Origin of the sequence: Streptomyces sp. NPDC058650, assembly GCF_042717315.1 — a bacterium.
In the GTDB taxonomy this organism is placed as follows: domain Bacteria; phylum Actinomycetota; class Actinomycetes; order Streptomycetales; family Streptomycetaceae; genus Streptomyces.
This window is the reverse complement of record NZ_JBHXRL010000027.1, coordinates 33,579-51,074: the sequence shown is the minus strand read 5'-3', so window position 1 is coordinate 51,074 and position 17,496 is coordinate 33,579. Positions and strand designations below refer to the sequence as shown.

At 72.6% G+C, this 17,496-nt stretch carries 12 protein-coding genes; 6 read left to right on the top strand and 6 right to left on the bottom strand.

Going from position 1 to position 17,496, the window contains the following annotated elements; translation table 11 throughout:
* The first annotated feature begins 24 nt into the window (after positions 1-24).
* The 4 genes from ACFWWU_RS33350 (at position 25) to pulA (ending at position 10,136) form a co-directional block, all read left to right on the top strand.
* Positions 25-1,704 (top strand): glycoside hydrolase family 13 protein, encoded by a 1,680-nt coding sequence (locus ACFWWU_RS33350; RefSeq protein WP_384151552.1) that lies wholly within the window; start codon positions 25-27, stop codon positions 1,702-1,704.
* Positions 1,692-2,771 (top strand): LacI family DNA-binding transcriptional regulator, encoded by a 1,080-nt coding sequence (locus ACFWWU_RS33345; protein ID WP_317594431.1) that lies wholly within the window; start codon positions 1,692-1,694, stop codon positions 2,769-2,771. Before ACFWWU_RS33350 ends, ACFWWU_RS33345 begins: the two co-directional genes overlap by 13 nt.
* A 134-nt stretch (positions 2,772-2,905) precedes the next feature.
* Entirely contained in the window at positions 2,906-4,636 is a 1,731-nt protein-coding gene (locus ACFWWU_RS33340) for a carbohydrate-binding module family 20 domain-containing protein (protein WP_384151549.1), read from the top strand.
* Positions 4,637-4,841: 205 nt separating this feature from the next.
* Positions 4,842-10,136: a pullulanase-type alpha-1,6-glucosidase gene (gene pulA, locus ACFWWU_RS33335; protein WP_384151709.1), complete on the top strand. Its 5,295-nt coding sequence runs from the start codon at positions 4,842-4,844 to the stop codon at positions 10,134-10,136.
* Here pulA and ACFWWU_RS33330 read toward each other — a convergent pair.
* Positions 10,123-10,641, bottom strand: a complete 519-nt coding sequence (locus ACFWWU_RS33330) for a GNAT family N-acetyltransferase (RefSeq protein ID WP_384151546.1) — start codon at positions 10,639-10,641, stop codon at positions 10,123-10,125. The two genes, pulA and ACFWWU_RS33330, sit on opposite strands and share 14 nt — an antisense overlap.
* Before the next feature lie 65 nt (positions 10,642-10,706).
* Here ACFWWU_RS33330 and ACFWWU_RS33325 point away from each other — a divergent pair, with 65 nt between their 5' ends.
* Positions 10,707-11,039, top strand: coding sequence for a 5-carboxymethyl-2-hydroxymuconate Delta-isomerase (locus ACFWWU_RS33325; protein ID WP_384151543.1), 333 nt, complete (start codon positions 10,707-10,709; stop codon positions 11,037-11,039).
* Here the strand turns inward: ACFWWU_RS33325 and ACFWWU_RS33320 are convergent.
* Positions 11,024-11,782 carry a TetR/AcrR family transcriptional regulator gene (locus ACFWWU_RS33320; RefSeq protein WP_384151540.1) on the bottom strand — a complete coding sequence of 253 codons (759 nt, stop codon included), beginning with the start codon at positions 11,780-11,782 and terminating at the stop codon, positions 11,024-11,026. The genes ACFWWU_RS33325 and ACFWWU_RS33320 overlap by 16 nt on opposite strands.
* A 37-nt stretch (positions 11,783-11,819) precedes the next feature.
* On the opposite strand from ACFWWU_RS33320, the gene ACFWWU_RS33315 reads away from it, so the two are divergent.
* Positions 11,820-12,215 carry a hypothetical protein gene (locus tag ACFWWU_RS33315; protein WP_384151537.1) on the top strand — a complete coding sequence of 132 codons (396 nt, stop codon included), beginning with the start codon at positions 11,820-11,822 and terminating at the stop codon, positions 12,213-12,215.
* 14 nt (positions 12,216-12,229) lie between these two features.
* Here ACFWWU_RS33315 and ACFWWU_RS33310 read toward each other — a convergent pair whose 3' ends face one another.
* From ACFWWU_RS33310 to ACFWWU_RS33295, 4 genes are all read right to left on the bottom strand, one after another.
* Positions 12,230-13,294 carry a PDR/VanB family oxidoreductase gene (locus tag ACFWWU_RS33310; RefSeq protein WP_384151534.1) on the bottom strand — a complete coding sequence of 355 codons (1,065 nt, stop codon included), beginning with the start codon at positions 13,292-13,294 and terminating at the stop codon, positions 12,230-12,232.
* Positions 13,294-14,178: a metal-dependent hydrolase gene (locus ACFWWU_RS33305; RefSeq protein ID WP_317594423.1), complete on the bottom strand. Its 885-nt coding sequence runs from the start codon at positions 14,176-14,178 to the stop codon at positions 13,294-13,296. Before ACFWWU_RS33305 ends, ACFWWU_RS33310 begins: the two co-directional genes overlap by 1 nt.
* Positions 14,179-14,318: 140 nt before the next feature.
* The gene (locus ACFWWU_RS33300; RefSeq protein WP_384151531.1) at positions 14,319-16,568 is read right to left on the bottom strand and encodes a hypothetical protein; all 2,250 of its coding nucleotides are present in this window, start codon (positions 16,566-16,568) and stop codon (positions 14,319-14,321) included.
* 62 nt (positions 16,569-16,630) lie between these two features.
* Complete coding sequence (locus tag ACFWWU_RS33295; RefSeq protein WP_384151528.1) at positions 16,631-17,431, bottom strand: tyrosine-protein phosphatase; 801 nt, start codon at positions 17,429-17,431, stop codon at positions 16,631-16,633.
* Positions 17,432-17,496 lie beyond the last annotated feature (65 nt).

Genomic DNA, 17,496 nt, shown 5'->3' with positions numbered 1-17,496 from the left:
ACCTCCTTACCTCCCAGGGAAGACATGACCCAGCATCTCGCCGCCCCGGCCGACGCCCCCACCACCGGCACGCACACGGGCTGGTGGAGAGACGCGGTGATCTACCAGGTCTACCCGCGCAGCTTCGCCGACGGCAACGGCGACGGCATGGGCGACCTGGAGGGCGTCCGCAGCCGGCTGCCGTACCTCAAGGAACTCGGCGTCGACGCCGTCTGGCTCTCCCCGTTCTACGCGTCGCCGCAGGCCGACGCCGGCTACGACGTCGCCGACTACCGGGCCATCGACCCGATGTTCGGCTCGCTCCTCGACGCCGACGCCGTGATCCGCGAGGCACACGAACTGGGGCTCCGGATCATCGTCGACCTCGTCCCCAACCACTCCTCCGACCAGCACGAGTGGTTCCAGCGGGCGCTGCGCGAGGGCCCCGGATCGCCGCTGCGCGAGCGCTACCACTTCCGCCCCGGCAAGGGCGAGAACGGCGAACTGCCGCCGAACGACTGGGAGTCCATCTTCGGCGGCCCCGCCTGGACCCGCACCCAGGAAGCGGACGGCACCCCCGGAGAGTGGTACCTCCACCTCTTCGCGCCGGAGCAGCCCGACTTCAACTGGGAACACCCGGCCGTACGCGACGAGTTCCGCTCCATCCTGCGCTTCTGGCTCGACATGGGCGTCGACGGCTTCCGCGTCGACGTCGCCCACGGCCTGGTCAAGGCCGAGGGTCTGCCCGACATCGGCGCCCACGACCAGCTGAAGCTGCTCGGCAACGACGTCATGCCCTTCTTCGACCAGGACGGCGTCCACGAGATCTACCGCTCCTGGCGGAACGTGCTGAGCGAGTACGACGGGGAGCGCGTCCTCGTCGCCGAGGCCTGGACCCCGACCGTCGACCGCACCGCGAACTACGTGCGCCCCGACGAGATGCACCAGGCCTTCAACTTCCAGTACCTGGGCACCCACTGGGACGCCGCCGAGCTGCGTACCGTCATCGACGAGTCGCTCGCCGCGATGCGCCCGGTCGGCGCCCCCACCACCTGGGTGCTCTCCAACCACGACGTCACCCGGCACGCCACCCGCTTCGCCAACCCGGCGGGCCTCGGCACCCAGCTGCGCGAGTCCGGCGACCGCGAGCTCGGCCTGCGCCGGGCCCGGGCCGCGACCCTGCTGATGCTGGCCCTGCCCGGCTCGGCCTACGTCTACCAGGGCGAGGAGCTCGGCCTGCCGGACGTCACCGACCTGCCCGACGAGGTCCGTCAGGACCCGTCCTTCTGGCGGGCCAGCGGCCAGGACGGCTTCCGCGACGGCTGCCGGGTGCCGATCCCGTGGTCCGTCGAGGGCTCCTCGTACGGCTTCGGCGACGGCGGCTCCTGGCTGCCGCAGCCCGCGACCTGGGGCGCGCTGAGCGTCGAGGCGCAGACCGGCGACCCCGGCTCCACCCTGGAGCTGTACCGCAGCGCGCTCGCCGTGCGCCGCGAGCGTCCCGAACTCGGTGCGGGCGAGGCCCTGGAGTGGCTGGAGGCGCCCGAAGGCGTCCTGGCCTTCCGGCGCGACGGCTTCGTCTGCACCGCCAACACCACCGGCCGGGCCATCTCCGTCCCGCTGCCCGGCCGGTTCCTCCTTTCCAACGAGGAGATCAGAGTCGTCGCCGTCGACGACGAAGACACGGTGGAACTCCCCGCCGACACCACCGTCTGGTGGGCGGTGTGACGATCCCCCTGCCGCGGGGCGCCGGGAACGGCGCCCCGCGGCTCGCGGACATCGCGGCCCAGTCCGGGGTCAGCGAGGCCACCGTCAGCCGCGTCCTCAACGGCAAGGCGGGGGTGGCCGGAGCGACCCGGCACAAGGTGCTCGCCGCGCTCGACGTGCTCGGCTACGAGCGTCCCGTACGGCTCAAACGCCGCAGCGCGGGCCTCGTGGGGCTCGTCGTGCCCGAGCTGACCAACCCGATCTTCCCGGCGTTCGCGCAGGTCGTCGAACAGGTCCTCGCCGGCCACGGCTACACGCCGGTGCTCTGTACCCAGATGCCCGGCGGCGCCACCGAGGACGAGCTCGTCGAACAGCTCGTGGAGCGCGGGGTGGCCGGCATCGTCTTCCTCTCCGGGCTGCACGCGGACGCCTCCGCCGACCCGGCGCGCTACGCCCGGCTGAGCGACCGGGGCGTGCCGTACGTCCTCATCAACGGCTACAACGAGCACATCGACGCCAACTTCGTCTCCCCGGACGACCGGGCCGCGGCCCGCATGGCCGTGCGGCACCTGGTCGAGCTGGGCCACGAGCGGATCGGGCTCGCCATCGGCCCCACCCGGTACGTGCCGTCGCGCCGCAAGGCCGAGGGCTTCACCGCCGAGCTGTACGAGCTCCTCGGCATCGAACGCGCCGAGGCCGAACGGTTCATCAGGCCCACGCTCTTCGGCGTCGAGGGCGGGCACGCGGCGGCCGACATCCTGCTCGGCGAGGGGTGCACGGGCATCGTCTGCGCCTCCGACCTGATGGCGCTCGGCGTCATCCGCGCGGTCCGCGCCCGGGGCCTCGACGTGCCGGGGGACGTCTCCGTCGTCGGCTTCGACGACTCGCCGCTCATCGCCTTCACGAGCCCGCCGCTCTCCACCGTGCGCCAGCCGGTGCAGGCCATGGCGACGGCGGCGGTCGGCGCGCTCCTGGAGGAGATCGAGGGGAACCCCGTGCAGCGCACGGAGTTCGTCTTCCAGCCGGAGCTGGTGGTCCGCGGCTCCACCGCGCAGCCGCCCGGCAGGGTGTCGCAAGTCCTTTCGTAACAACTTGCGTCGAGGGGTCCGGAGCGGCGTCCGGAGGGTTGACCGGGCGTCGGGGCACTCGTACGGTCACGGCTGAAAACAGTTGCTGACATTTTCAGTAACTTCTTGCGACAGTGAAGTCAGCAGGAGGAATCATGGCCCGAAAGACCGTGGCAGCTGCACTCGCCCTCGTGGCGGGAGCCGCTGTGGCCGTCGCGGTGAACCCCCCGGCGCAGGCCACCCCGCCCGGCGAGAAGGACGTCACCGCGGTGATGTTCGAGTGGAAGTTCGCCTCGGTGGCCCGGGAGTGCACCGACCGTCTCGGCCCCGCCGGATACGGATACGTCCAGGTCTCCCCGCCCCAGGAACACCTCCAGGGCGGCCAGTGGTGGACCTCGTACCAGCCGGTCAGCTACAAGATCGCCGGACGTCTCGGCGATCGCACCGCCTTCAAGAACATGATCGACACCTGCCACGCGGCCGGCGTCAAGGTCGTGGCCGACTCCGTCATCAACCACATGGCGAACGGCTCCGGCACGGGAACGGGCGGGACCCCGTTCTCCAAGTACGACTACCCGGGCCTCTACTCCGGCTCCGACATGGACGACTGCCGCTCCTCGATCACCAACTACCAGGACCGCGGCAACGTCCAGAACTGCGAACTGGTCCAGCTCCCCGACCTCGACACGGGCGAGGAGTACGTCCGCGGGAAGATAGCGGGCTACCTGAACGACCTGCTCTCGCTCGGTGTCGACGCCTTCCGCATCGACGCCGCCAAGCACATGCCGGCCGCCGACCTCGCGAACATCAAGTCGCGGCTGAGCAACCCCCACGCCTTCTGGAAGCTGGAGGCCATCCACGGCGCCGGCGAGGCCGTCTCCCCGAGCGAGTACCTCGGCAGCGGAGACGTCCAGGAGTTCCGCTACGCCCGCGACCTCAAGCGCATCGTCCAGGGCGAGAAGCTCTCCTACCTCAAGAACTTCGGCGAGTCCTGGGGCTACATGCCCTCCGGCCAGTCCGGTGTCTTCGTCGACAACCACGACACCGAGCGCGGCGGCGACACCCTCAGCTACAAGGACGGCGCGAACTACACCCTCGCCTCCGTCTTCATGCTCGCCTGGCCCTACGGCTCCCCGGACGTCCACTCCGGCTACGAGTGGACCGACAAGGACGCCGGACCGCCGAACGGCGGCCAGGTGAACGCCTGTTACAGCGACGGCTGGAAGTGCCAGCACGCCTGGCGCGAGATCTCCTCCATGGTCGGCTTCCGCAACGCGGCGCGCGGCCAGTCCGTCACCGACTGGTGGGACAACGGCAACAACGCCATAGCGTTCGGCCGCGGCTCCAAGGCCTACGTGGCCATCAACCACGAGTCCTCGGCGCTCACCCGCACCTTCCAGACCCGGCTCGCCCCCGGCGCCTACTGCGACGTCCAGTCGAACACGGGCGTGACGGTGAACGCGTCCGGCCAGTTCACGGCCACCCTCGCCGCCAACACGGCCGTGGCCCTCCACGTGAACGCCACCACCTGCGGAGGCGGCACCACCCCGACCACTCCGCCGACGACGACCCCGCCGACGACGGCCCCGGCCACCGCCGGCGCCGCCTTCAGCGTGAACGCCACCACCGTGGTCGGCCAGAACATCTACGTCACCGGCAACCGCGCCGAGCTCGGCAACTGGGCCCCGGCCTCCGCCCTCAAGCTCGACCCGGCCGCGTACCCCGTCTGGAAGCTGACCGTCGGCCTGCCCGCCGGAACGGCCTTCGAGTACAAGTACCTCCGCAAGGACGCCGCCGGAAACGTGACCTGGGAGTCCGGTGCCAACCGCACCGCGACCGTCCCCGCCTCGGGACGAGTCGTCCTCGACGACACGTTCCGGAACTAGCCACCACACTCGCCCCGCCCGCTCCCCGCGCGCGGCTTCGCCCCGCGGCGCGAAGCCGCCGCCCCTGCCGGGGGCAGCGGGCGCCCTGGCCCCGCTCCCCCCAACCCTCCCGGCCCCCGGCAGCCCGCGGCGGAGCCGCTCGTCGACACGGACGGGAAGGGGCGGGGTGGGGGAACCCAACTCTCCGAGGAGCAACGTGTCCCGCATCAGACGGCGGCCCAGCGCCGTCACGGCCCTCCTGGCCACACTGGCCGTCGGCCTCACTCCCGCCACCGCTGCCACCGCCGCCGGCACGGCACCCGCCCCGCCCTCCGACCGGACGCTCGCGGCCCAGCCCGCCCGCCAGGACCTCACCCGCGAGCAGTTCTACTTCGTGCTGCCGGACCGGTTCGCCAACGGCGACACCTCGAACGACCGCGGCGGCCTCACCGGCAGCCGCACCCAGACCGGCTTCGACCCGACCGACAAGGGCTTCTACCAGGGCGGCGACCTCAAGGGTCTGACCCAGCGGCTCGACTACATCAAGGGCCTCGGGACCACCGCCATCTGGATGGCCCCGATCTTCAAGAACCGGCCCGTGCAGGGCGAGGGCAAGGACGCCTCGGCCGGCTACCACGGCTACTGGATCACCGACTTCACCCAGGTCGACCCGCACTTCGGGACCAACGAGGACCTGGAGAAGCTGATCGCCGCCGCCCACGCCAAGGGCATGAAGGTCTTCTTCGACGTCATCACCAACCACACCGCCGACACCGTCGACTACGCCGAGAAGAAGTACGGCTACCGCCCCAAGGGCGCCTACCCGTACCTCGACAAGGACGGCCGCCCCTTCGACGACCGGGACGCGATCGGGAAGGTCGACGCCGGCTCCTTCCCGTACACCCCCGTCGAGAAGGCGAACACCAAGGTCCCGGCCTGGCTCAACGACCCCACGATGTACCACAACCGGGGCGACTCCACCTGGGCCGGCGAGTCCGCCGAGTACGGCGACTTCGTCGGCCTCGACGACCTGTGGACCGAGCGTCCCGAGGTCGTCGAGGGCATGAGGAAGATCTACGAGAAGTGGGTCCGCGACTTCAAGATCGACGGCTTCCGCATCGACACGGTCAAGCACGTCGACCTGGACTTCTGGACCGAGTGGGCGACCGCCCTCGACGCGTACGCCAAGAAGCGCGGCCGCGAGGACTTCTTCATGTTCGGCGAGGTCTACTCCGCCGACACCACCGTCACCGCCCCGTACGTCACCCGCGGCCGCCTCGACGCCACCCTCGACTTCCCCTTCCAGGACGCCGCCCGCGCCTTCGCCTCCCAGGGCGCCGGCGCCGACCGCCTCGCGAAGGTCTTCGCCGAGGACTACCGGTACACCACCGACAAGGCCAACGCCTACGAGCAGGTGACCTTCCTCGGCAACCACGACATGGGCCGCATCGGCACCTTCCTCAAGCAGGACAACCCGAACGCCTCCGACGCCGAACTCCTCCGCAGGGCCAAGCTCGCCAACGAGCTGATGTTCCTGTCCCGCGGCAACCCGGTGATCTACTCCGGCGACGAGCAGGGCTTCACCGGCGCCGGCGGCGACAAGGACGCCCGCCAGCCCCTCTTCGCCGCCCAGGCCGCCGACTACCTCGACGACGACCAGCTCGGCACCGACCGCACCCACGCCACCGACGCGTACGACACGAAGCACCCCGTCTACGCGTCCGTCGCCGAGCTGTCGCGCCTGACGAAGACGCACCCGGCCCTCCGTGACGGCGTCCAGCGGGAGCGGCTCGCCGAGGGCTCCGTCTACGCCTTCTCCCGTACGGACGCGAAGACGCGGGCCGAGTACCTCGTCGCCACCAACAGCGCGACCACCGAGAAGACCGTCACCGTCCCCGTGGACTCGGCGGACTTCCGTGCCCTGTACGGGGGTCAGGGCGCGTACACCGCGACGGGCGGCAGGGTCACCGTCACCGTCCCGGCCCTCTCCTCCCTGGTCCTCAAGGCCGACCGGCCCGTCCCGGCCCCGGCCACCGGGCCCACCCTGTCGCTGGACGCCCCGGCCGCCGGCGCCACCGGCACCGTCGAGCTCTCCGCCGACGTCACCGGCGGCGGCCTCAACCGGGTCGTCTTCGCCGCCCAGACGGGCAACGGCCCCTGGCAGGTCCTCGGCACCGCCGACCACGCGCCCTACAAGGTCACCCAGCACGTGACCGCCGCCGCCGGCACCGCCCTGCGCTACAAGGCCGTCGCCGTCGACAGCACGGGCCGCACCGCGAGCGCCACCGCCACCACCACCGCAGGACAGGTCCCCGCGCCCGAGAAGCCGGTCGCCGTCGAGCGCCCGTACGCCGTCGTGCACTACCAGCGCGCGGACGGGAACTACGACGGCTGGACCCTGAAGGCCGCCGGCCAGGAGGCCGCGTTCACCGGCCGCGACGCCCACGGCGCCTTCGCCTGGGTCAAGGTCCCCGAAGGCGCGTCCACCGTCGCGTACACCGTCGAGAAGGACGGCGCCGCCGACGGCCCGCAGCGGAGCATCGCCCTCGGCCGCACCGGCGAGGTCTGGATCACGCAGGGCCAGGACGGCCAGTCCGACACCGCACCCGCGCCCGCCCCGCAGGACAAGACCAAGGCCGTCATCCACTACCAGCGGCCCGACGGGAACTACGACGGCTGGGGCCTCCACACCTGGACCGGCGCCGCCCAGCCCACCGACTGGTCCAAGCCCCTCCTGCCGGTCCGCGTCGACGCGTACGGCGCCGTCTACGAGGTGCCGCTCACCGAGGGCGCGACCTCCCTCTCGTACATCCTCCACAAGGGCGACGAGAAGGACCTCCCCACCGACCAGTCCCTCGACCTCGCCACCTACGGCCACGAGATCTGGGCCCTGTCCGGACAGCAGAAGTACCTGCTCCCGACGGTCGGCGGCGCCCCGAACCTCGACCTCACCAAGGCCGAGGCCCAGTGGATCGACCGGAACACCGTCGTCTGGAAGGTCAAGACCACCGACGCCACCAGCCAGCAGCTGGTGTACGCGAAGGACGGCGGGATCACCGTCACCGACGGGGCCCTCAGCGGCGAGGGCCAGTGGCTCCGGCTCGCCCCCTCCTCCCTGAGCGACGCCCAGAAGGCGAAGTACCCGCACCTCAAGGAGTACCCGGCCTTCACCCTCGACGCCCGGGACGCCGACCGGGTCCGCGCCTCCCTGCGCGGCCAGCTCATCGCCACCCAGCGCGCCGCCAACGGCGCCCTGCTCGCCGCCACCGGCGTCCAGACGGCCGGCGTCCTCGACGACCTGTACGCGAAGAAGGCCACCGGAGCGAACCTGGGGCCGACTTTCCACGACGGCCGCACCACCCTCTCCGTCTGGGCCCCCACCGCCCTGTCGCTCGCTCTGGAACTCGACGGCCGGACCGTGCCCATGCGGCGCGACGACAGCTCCGGCGTCTGGTCCGTCACCGGACCGAAGTCCTGGACGGGCAAGCCGTACCGGTACGCGGTGAAGGTCTGGGCCCCGAGCGTCCAGAAGATCGTCACCAACCACGTCACCGACCCCTACTCCACCGCCCTCACCACCGACTCCGCCCGCAGCCTCGCCGTCGACCTCACCGACACCCGGCTCGCACCCCGGGGCTGGAAGTCCCTGAAGAAGCCCGCCGCCGTACCGCTGCGGGACGCCCAGATCCAGGAGCTCCACATCCGCGACTTCTCGATCGCGGACCCGACGGCGAAGGCCGGCCACAAGGGCACCTACCTCGCCTTCACCGACCAGGAGAGCAAGGGCTCGAAGCACCTGAAGGCGCTCGCCGCCACCGGCACCTCCTACGTCCACCTCCTCCCGGCCTTCGACATCGGCACCATCCCCGAGAAGAAGTCCGGACAGACCGCACCCGCCTGCGACCTGAAGGTCTACGCCCCCGACTCCGAGGAGCAGCAGGCCTGCGTCGCCGCCGCGGCGGCCAAGGACGCCTACAACTGGGGCTACGACCCGCTGCACTACACCGTCCCCGAGGGCTCCTACGCCACCGACCCCGAAGGCACCCGCCGCACGGTCGAGTTCCGGCAGATGGTCCAGGCCCTCAACGGCAACGGCCTGCGCACGGTCATGGACGTCGTCTACAACCACACCGTCGCCGCCGGACAGTCCGACAAGTCCGTCCTCGACAGGATCGTGCCCGGCTACTACCAGCGCCTCCAGGCCGACGGCACCGTCGCCACCTCCACCTGCTGCGCCAACACCGCGCCCGAGAACGCCATGATGGGCAAGCTCGTCGTCGACTCGGTCGTCACCTGGGCCAAGGACTACAAGGTCGACGGCTTCCGCTTCGACCTCATGGGCCACCACCCGAAGGCCAACATCCTGGCCGTACGGAAGGCCCTGGACGAGCTGACCGTCGCGCGCGACGGCGTCGACGGGAAGGCGATCGTCCTCTACGGCGAGGGCTGGAACTTCGGCGAGATCGCCGACGACGCCCGCTTCGTCCAGGCCACCCAGAAGAACATGGCCGGCACCGGCGTCGCGACCTTCTCCGACCGCGCCCGCGACGCCGTGCGCGGCGGCGGCCCCTTCGACGAGGACCCGGGCGTCCAGGGCTTCGCCTCCGGACTCTTCACCGACCCCAACTCCTCCTCGGCCAACGGCACCCCGGCCGAACAGAAGGCCCGACTGCTCCACTACCAGGACCTGATCAAGGTCGGCCTGACCGGCAACCTCGCCGACTACACCTTCACCGACACCTCGGGCCGTACGGTCAAGGGCAGCCAGGTCGACTACAACGGCTCCCCGGCCGGCTACGCCGCCGCCCCCGGCGAGGCCCTCGCCTACGCCGACGCCCACGACAACGAGACCCTGTACGACGCGCTCGCCTTCAAGCTCCCGGCGGGCACGTCGCCCACGGACCGCGCCCGCATGCAGGTCCTCGCCATGGCGACGGCCACCCTCTCGCAGGGCCCGGCGCTCTCCCAGGCGGGCTCGGACCTGCTGCGCTCCAAGTCCCTCGACCGCAACTCGTACGACAGCGGCGACTGGTTCAACGCGATCCACTGGGACTGCCGCGACGGCAACGGCTTCGGCCGCGGCCTCCCCCCGGCCCCCGACAACAAGGCCAAGTGGTCCTACGGGAAGCCGCTGCTCGTGAACCCGGCCCTGACGGTCGGCTGCGAGCAGATCGACGGCGCCTCGGCGGCCTACCGCGACCTCCAGAAGATCCGTACCACCGAGCCGGTGTTCTCGCTGGCCACGGCGGACCGGGTCCAGTCCGCCCTGTCCTTCCCGCTCTCCGGCCGCGAGGAGACCCCGGGCGTCATCACCATGCGCCTCGGCGACCTGGTCGTCGTCCTCAACGCGACCCCGCAGGAGCGGACACAGCAGGTCGCCGACCTGGCGGGCGGGACGTACGCCCTCCACCCGGTCCAGGCGAACGGCTCGGACACCGTGGTGAAGTCCGCCTCCTACGAGGCCGGTTCGGGCACCTTCACGGTCCCGGCCCGGACGGTGGCCGTCTTCACGGCAGGCTGAGCGCCCTCTCCCACAGCGTGACCCCGTACCGGGTGCCGTCGGCGGCGAGCTTGCCCGGCTCCTCGCCGACCACCCGGTAGCCCGCGGCTTCGTAGTACCTACGAAGCCGCGGGTTGTTCGTCATGGAGTCGAGCCGCGCGACCGCCCGCCCCTTGGCCGCGATCCGCTCCTCCGCGTGGGCGAGCAGGACCCGTCCGGTCCCGGCGGGCGCCGCGTCCCGGTCGGTCATGAGCCGGTGCACGTAACCGGCGACCGGCGGCTGCGGTCCCCAGGCCTGCTCGTCCTCCCACCACAGCTCGTACGCGCCGACCGCCCGGCCCTCGTGGGACGCGAGCCACACCTCACCGGCGGCGACGCGCCCACGGAAGTGCTCCGCGTTCTTCGCGCCCGGTTTCCACTGGTCGATCCCGTTCCGCACCATCCAGCGGGCCAGCCCGTCGAACAGCTCCACCAGAAGGTCCAGATCCCGGTCGTCCGCCTGCCGGAAGGTCACTTGTGCGGTCATGGCGATCACCGTAAAGGTGTGGCCAGACATCCGACATCCCCGCCCCTTCCCCGGGAGTGACCCCCATGCCGCAGATCACCGTGGACTACTCCGCGCCCCTCGACCGGCGCGGCTTCGCGCTCGCCCTGCACCCGCTCGTCGTCGAGACCGTGAACGCCACGCTCGACGCCTGCAAGACCCGCTTCCGCGAGATCGAGGAGACGGTCGTCGGCGACGGCTCGACCGAGGACGTCATCGTCCACGTCGAGATCGCCCTGCTGTTCGGCCGCACCGACGACGCCAAGGAGCGCCTCTCGAAGGCCGTCCTCGCCCTGCTGCCGAAGTACGTCAAGGCGACCGAGGGAGTCCGGCTCTCCGTGGAGATCCGCGACCTCGAATCGTCTTACCGCAAGCGCTGATCGGGCACGACACCCGACGTGGGCACGTCGCCCGACCTGGGCACGTCACCCGCCTGGGGCACGAGCGCGGCGAGCCGGGTCACCAGCTCCCCGAAGGGACCGTCGGCCGGTTCGTCGGCGAGGATGCCGACCAGGATCTCCGCCATCTCCGTGTCGTACGCGGCGCTCACCGCGGCCAGCGCCGCGAAGTCGTGCACGAGCTGCAACTCCAGCTCCGCGCGCGGGACCCGGCGGCCGTCCAGCCAGAGCAGGGCCGTCGACTCGGCGAGCGAGACCCAGGAGCGGACGACCAGTTCGAGCCGGGCCGAGGGCTCGTCGACCCTCAGGTGGGCGAGGATCTGCTCGTACGCGGCCTGCCGCACCTCGTCGATCATCGCGTTCGTCGTGGAGGAGCCCACCGCGGGACCGCCGCGCATCAGCGCGGCGAAGCCCGGCCCGTGCTCGTCCACGAAGTCGAAGAACCGGCCCATCACCCGCAGCAGCCGCGCCCCCAGCGGGCCCCGCGGCGGCTCCACGAACCTGGCCGCCAGCTCGTCGGCCGCCCGCCGCAGCGCCGCCTCGTAGAGGCTCTGCTTGCCGGGGAAGTAGTGGTAGACCAGCGGTCGCGAGATCCCCGCGGCCGCGGCGATCTCGTCGATGGACACCTCGTCGGGAGAGCGGTGGCTGAAGAGTTCGAGGGCCACCCCGATCAGCTGCTGCTTGCGCTCCTCGACGCCCATCCTGCGGCGTACCCCGGTCGTCATACGAACAGCCTAACGGGGTCCGATACGCTCCTGCTTCATGAGCGCTTCCGACCAGGACACCCCGGCAGTCGAGGCCCCGGAGGCACCTGAGGGCCCCGAGACCGACGACACCGACGGCACCGACGAGATCCACGACACCGACGAGCCCGACGACATCGACGAGGCGCCCGCGGCGGGCGGTCTCACCCCCAAGCAGGCACGACGGCTCCGCGTCGCCGCCGCGTCCGTCCTGCTCGTCGCCCTCGCCGTGGTCCTGGTGATCCGTCTCGCGAGCCGTACGTCCGTCCTGGTCGTCGGGGTGTACGGCCTCGCGATGATCCTCTGCGGTGTCGTGATCGAGCTCTCCCGCAACGGCCGTACGCGGCTGGCCACCTGGCTCCTGGTGGGCGGCCTGCTGGCCGCCCTCGCCTTCGACTGGCTGATCCTGCCGTAGAGGTGTCCTGAGGCTCACAAGTCCAGGACGAGCCGCTTCCCCGCGCAGCGCGAGACGCAGATCAGCATCGAGTCGCCCCGCTCCGCGTCGGTGAGCAGCTCGTCCCGGTGGTCGATCTCGCCCTCCAGGACCCGCTGTTGGCACGTCCCGCAGAAGCCCTGCCGGCAGGAGTACGTGATGCCGGGCAGCTCCTCGCGGACCGCCGCGAGCACCGACTGGTCGGCCGCCACCGTCACCGTACGGCCGGAGCGGCGCAGTTCGACCTCGAAGGCGGTGCCACCGGGCGGAGCGGCGGCGGAGAAGCGCTCCAGGCGCGGCTCCCGGCCCTCGGGCATCGCCGCGCCCACCGCGTCCATCAGTCCGTCGGGACCGCAGCAGTAGACGACGGTCTCGGCAGGCACGTGCGCGAGGAAGTCCAGCTCGGGGAAGCCGGATTCGTCCTCGGCGACGACCGTGACGCGGTCGGCGCCGCCGAGCCGCTCGATCTCTTCCAGCTCGTCCAGATACGGCATCGTGGCCCGGCTCCGCCCGCAGTACACGAGCCGCCAGTCCGCCCCGGCCGCCTCGGCGGCACGGACCATCGGCAGGACCGGGGTGATGCCGATGCCGCCGGCGACGAAGACGTAGGCGGGGGCGTCGATCAGCGGGAAGCGGTTGCGGGGGCCGCGGATCTCGACCTCCGTGCCCTCGTGGAGCTGCTCGTGCACCTCGCGCGAACCGCCCCGGCCGTCCTCGATCAGACGCGTCGCGACCGTGTACGTACCGGAGTCGGCCGGGTCGCCGCAGAGCGAGTACTGCCGCACGAGCCCGGAGGGCAGGACGAGGTCGACATGGGCGCCCGGCTGCCACGCGGGCAACCCGGCACCCTCCAGGCGCAGTTCGACGACCCCCTCGGCGGGCGTGGCGCGCCCGGTCACGACGACCCGGCGGGGGACCGTACGGCCCCGGCCGTACCCGGACACGGGAACGTCGAGGGCGGGCATCGGCCACAGCGGGGCCGTGGACATCCGGCCGCGCACGGCGCGGCGGACGAGCAGCGCGGCACCGGCGACGAGGGCGACGGTGGTCAGCCGGGGCATCAGTGGCCTCCGCCGGCGCCGGGGGAGGAGGCGAGGTAGGCCAGCGCCTGCGCGGTGTCGCCCTCCTGGGAGGGGTGGTAGGCGCGGCTCAGGTAGCGGGGTATGGAGCGCAGCATGTCCGGGGTGGAGGGCAGCACGCCCTGCCGGCCCTTGCGGTAGAACTGCCCGAAGGAGGCCTTGCCGTCGAGCAGGCTGGGGTCGTTCTCCATGAAGAAGCGGGCGCCCCGCTGCCAGAGGAAGACGAGCGCGGAGAAGGCGAGCGCCCAGGTGCGGGCGCGGCGCCGGTAGCCGCCGTCGAGGTGCATGAAGAGCTCGAAGGCGACCGAGCGGTGCTCGACCTCCTCGGCCCCGTGCCAGCGCAGCAGATCGAGCATGACGGGGTCGGCGCCGCGCCGGTCGAGCTCGTCGGCGTTGAGGACCCAGTTGCCGAGGAAGGCCGTGTAGTGCTCGATGGCGGCGATCATCGCGACCCGTTCCATCAGCCACCAGCGGCGCGGCCGGCCCGGCGGCAGGGTCCGGTCCCCGAGGAGCTTCTCGAAGAACCAGTCGACCTGCGCGGTGTACGGGGTCGGGTCGAGGCCCAGCTTCCGCAGGTGGGGGAGGACGTCGTCGTGGGCCTGGGAGTGGATGGCCTCCTGGCCGATGAAGCCGATGACGTCCTCGCGCAGCCGGTCGTCGGTGATGTACGGCAGTGCCTGCTTGTAGACGTGCACGAACCACCGCTCGCCCGCCGGGAGCAGCAGGTGCAGCACGTTGATCGTGTGCGTGGTGAAGGGGTCGCCGGGAACCCAGTGGAGCGGGGTCTCATCCCAGTCGAAGGAGACCTTGCGGGCCTTGAGCTCGACGTGTTCCGACGCCACCGGTGCAGGCTGCGTATTAGACATGTCGTCAATGTACTGAGGGGTAAGGCGATGGCAACAGGCCTGTGCACCGCCTTTTTGGCGGTACGAGAGGCATGGACGCTCCCGCTCCCGCCGCGCCCCCGCCGCACCCCGCTCCCGCCCCGCTCCCGCCCCGCCCCCGCTCACCGCAGCGCGGGCACCCGCCTGCCGTCCCGCAGGACGCCGTCCAGGTCCGCCCGCGCCCCCGCCTTCGCCCTCACCGCCAGGACCGGGCCCTCCGAACGGCCCTTCACCCCGCCCGAGGTCTCCAGGGAGGCGAAGTCCGCACTGCCCGCCGCCAGGACGAACCACCCGCCGCTCGGCGCCTGCCACAGCACGCCCGCGAGGACCCGGGGATCCCGCACGCCGCACGCCGGTGAACCCTCGGACCGGGCCGCGAGCGCCGCCGGTGCCTTCGGGGACGGGACCAGGAACTGGGCGAGGACCCGGCTGCCCGTACCGCGCCAGGTCTCCGCGCGCGTGCACACCCAGGTGCCGTGCCCGGCGCCCTCGGGCAGCGGCTGCCGCGCGAACCGCCAGGCGTTCACCGACCGCACCCCGTGCGCCCGCACGGCCGTCAGCTGGCACGCCGTCCGTGCCCACGCCTCCCGCGCCTCCTTCCCCGTCGCGTCCGCCGGCGCGGCGGGCGGCCCCCACAGGAGCCGTGCGGGGGCCGGGTCGCCCAGGTCGGTGAGGAGCCGCGTCCCCGAACCGTCCCGTACCTGGAGGGAGTTCCAACGGACGCAGTCCTTCGCCTGCGCGGGGCTCGGCACGGGTTCGGTCACCCCGTACGCGTCCCGGGCCAGGGGCCACGGCTCCTTCGTGGGCGCGAGCAGGTCCCGTACGGCCGTCTCCCGTACCCAAGGAGCCGTCAGATAGCGGACGTTGCCCGAGGCGCGGGAGATGACGACGGCGGCCGAACCGACGGCGTCGGCCCCGTCCGTCCGCGCGAAGTCCAGCGCGGCGCCCGCCGTACCGGCCGTCGGCTCCGCGTACCGCACGGCCCGCAGCCCGTCGTGGAAGAGCACCACCCGAGCCCCGTCCACAAGCCCGGCGAACAACAACTGAGGCGGCCCCATCGGCGGCCCCACGGGCGTCCCCGGCGTCGCGGACGACTGCACGGAGAGCCCGGGCCGCGCCCACACGGCGAGCGCCCGCCGCAGCAGCGCACGGTCCCCCGTGAGGCCGCCGCGCGCGGGCCACACGGAGAAGTCCTGCCGGGTCGACCCCGGCCAGGCGGCGGCGGACACCCGCTTGACGGCGCCCGGATCGAGGGCGGCCTCCGCGGCGGGGTTACGGGCGTACGAGGGCGCAGCACCGTTTCTGCCCCACCCGTCACCGGGCAGTCCGAGCAGCGTCCCGCACACCACGAGCGCGGCGACGGCGACGAGCGCGGCCCGGCCGTGCTGCCGCCGCCGCAGCAGATCGGTGGGCCTGGCCTGCAACGAACAGGGGTCGAACTCGGGAGACTCCAGCAGGGCGGCGCCGCTGAGCCGCGCGGACCGCCGTACCTGACCGCCCCGGTCACCCCCGCCGACACCGACGGGCCGTCCTGCGCCGGCCGCGCCGCCCGCGCCCCCGGACTCCCCTGCGGGGCCGGCGCCGTCACCGCTCGTCCACGCGTCCGCGAGCCGCCCGAGCTCGTCCGCCCTGCCGGGACTCCCGGCCCGGCCGGGCCCGCCCTGCTCGCCGACCCGCGCGGCGCGGTTGTCCGGCCCGCCGGCGAGAGGGCCACCGGCTCCACCAGGGGTGCCCATCCCACTGGCGTCACCGGCTCCGCCGAGGCCCCCCGTGCCGCCGCCCCCGGTCATGACCGCGTCGGTGTCCGTCGCGTCGACCGCGTCCGCCTCCGCGAGGGCCGCCGCCGGGTCGGTGACGCCCGCCGCGGCCAGGACCCGCAGGACCTCCGGGTCGCCCTGGCGCTCCAGGCCGCGGAGCACGTACGCCGCCCTGCCGGGGCCCGAGAGCGCGGACAGGCGCTGGTCCAGGGCGAGTTCGTCGGCGCCGCCGACCCGGGGGAAGACCCGCAGCCCCCACACCTGAGGCAGCAGCGGCGGGAACTGGGCCCGGCGCGGCAGCGCGCGCCGCAGCAGCGGCAGCCCGGCGACCAGCGCCTGCCGCAGCACCTCGCCCCGCACGTACGCGTAGCCGGGATCGACCGCGTCCTCGGTGCGCCGGGGCCCCGGGACCGCCGGACCCGGCACCCGGCGGCGCGGCAGCGAACGCTGCACGAGCGCGTGCGCGGTCAGCACCCGGCGGTTGCGGCCGAGCGTCGGCGGCAGCACGAGATAGGCGATGCGCACGAGGCGCGGATAGCGCTCGACGAGCGCGGCCTCGGCCTGCTCGACGTCGACGGGGCCCACGGGCGAGGGGTCGAGATCCTGGGTGCTCACGTTCAGCAGAACGAGCGATTCTTCCGATGGTCACCCCGGCTGCGTGGCCACGCCGGGGCGCTTCAGGCCGCGTGGACCGTCAGCCGCTCGCGGACCAGCGCCGTCACGTCGTCCGGGACGCCGAGCCCCTCCCGTACGTACTTCTCCATCGAGCCGTGCCGGACCGCGACCTCGTCGAGCCCCGCCTCCAGGTACTCCGGCAGGACGCCGATCAGGTCGAGCGCCAGCTCGGGGTCGCCGCCCTGCGCCGTGAACCCCTCGATCATCGGCGCGAACGCCTGCCGTACCGCCGGATTGACCGCCAGGTACTCGGCCCGCACGGTCTCCTCGTCCGCGCCGAGCAGCGACAGGACGACCGTCGCCGCCCACCCCGTCCGGTCCTTGCCCGCCGAGCAGTGGAAGAGCACGGGCCCGGCGCCGGGTGTGCCCAGCTCGGTCAGCAGGGCACGGTACGCGGCGCGGGCGGAGTCGCCGGACACGAAGGTCCGGTAGGTGCGGGCGAAGGCCGCCCGCACCCGGCCCCCGCCGAGGTGCTCCTCGGCCAGCGCCGGGTCGGTGAGCAGCAGCTTCAGCCGCGCGGCGGGCGGCAGCCCGCTGACGGCCAGGTGGTCGGCGAGCACGTCCGCGACGAGCAGCCGCGCCCCGGCCGGCAGGCGGTCCGGCCGGTCGCCGCGCTCGGTCTCCGTCCGGAGGTCGACGACCGTACGGATACCCAGGTCCGCCACCACCGCTTCGGCCGGATCGAGCCGGTCGAGCAGCGCGGAGCGGAGGGCGAGACCCGTCCGGACGGCGCGCCCGTCACCGAGGGGCAGACCGCCGAGGTCGCGGAGATTGGCGACGGAGGCGGCGGGGATGGCGGGCATGGGCGTCGACTCCTCCGGTTCGTCCACTTTCTGCCGACCGTAGTGGATCGCCCGAAGTGGGGCAG

Coding starts and splice junctions, on each gene's coding strand:
- ACFWWU_RS33350 (WP_384151552.1), top strand. CDS start 25: ATGACCCAGCATCTCGCCGCCCCGGCCGACGCCCCCACCACCGGCACG.
- ACFWWU_RS33340 (WP_384151549.1), top strand. CDS start 2,906: ATGGCCCGAAAGACCGTGGCAGCTGCACTCGCCCTCGTGGCGGGAGCC.
- ACFWWU_RS33330 (WP_384151546.1), bottom strand. CDS start 10,641: ATGACCGCACAAGTGACCTTCCGGCAGGCGGACGACCGGGATCTGGAC.
- ACFWWU_RS33325 (WP_384151543.1), top strand. CDS start 10,707: ATGCCGCAGATCACCGTGGACTACTCCGCGCCCCTCGACCGGCGCGGC.
- ACFWWU_RS33320 (WP_384151540.1), bottom strand. CDS start 11,782: ATGACGACCGGGGTACGCCGCAGGATGGGCGTCGAGGAGCGCAAGCAG.
- ACFWWU_RS33315 (WP_384151537.1), top strand. CDS start 11,820: ATGAGCGCTTCCGACCAGGACACCCCGGCAGTCGAGGCCCCGGAGGCA.
- ACFWWU_RS33310 (WP_384151534.1), bottom strand. CDS start 13,294: ATGCCCCGGCTGACCACCGTCGCCCTCGTCGCCGGTGCCGCGCTGCTC.
- ACFWWU_RS33305 (WP_317594423.1), bottom strand. CDS start 14,178: ATGTCTAATACGCAGCCTGCACCGGTGGCGTCGGAACACGTCGAGCTC.
- ACFWWU_RS33295 (WP_384151528.1), bottom strand. CDS start 17,431: ATGCCCGCCATCCCCGCCGCCTCCGTCGCCAATCTCCGCGACCTCGGC.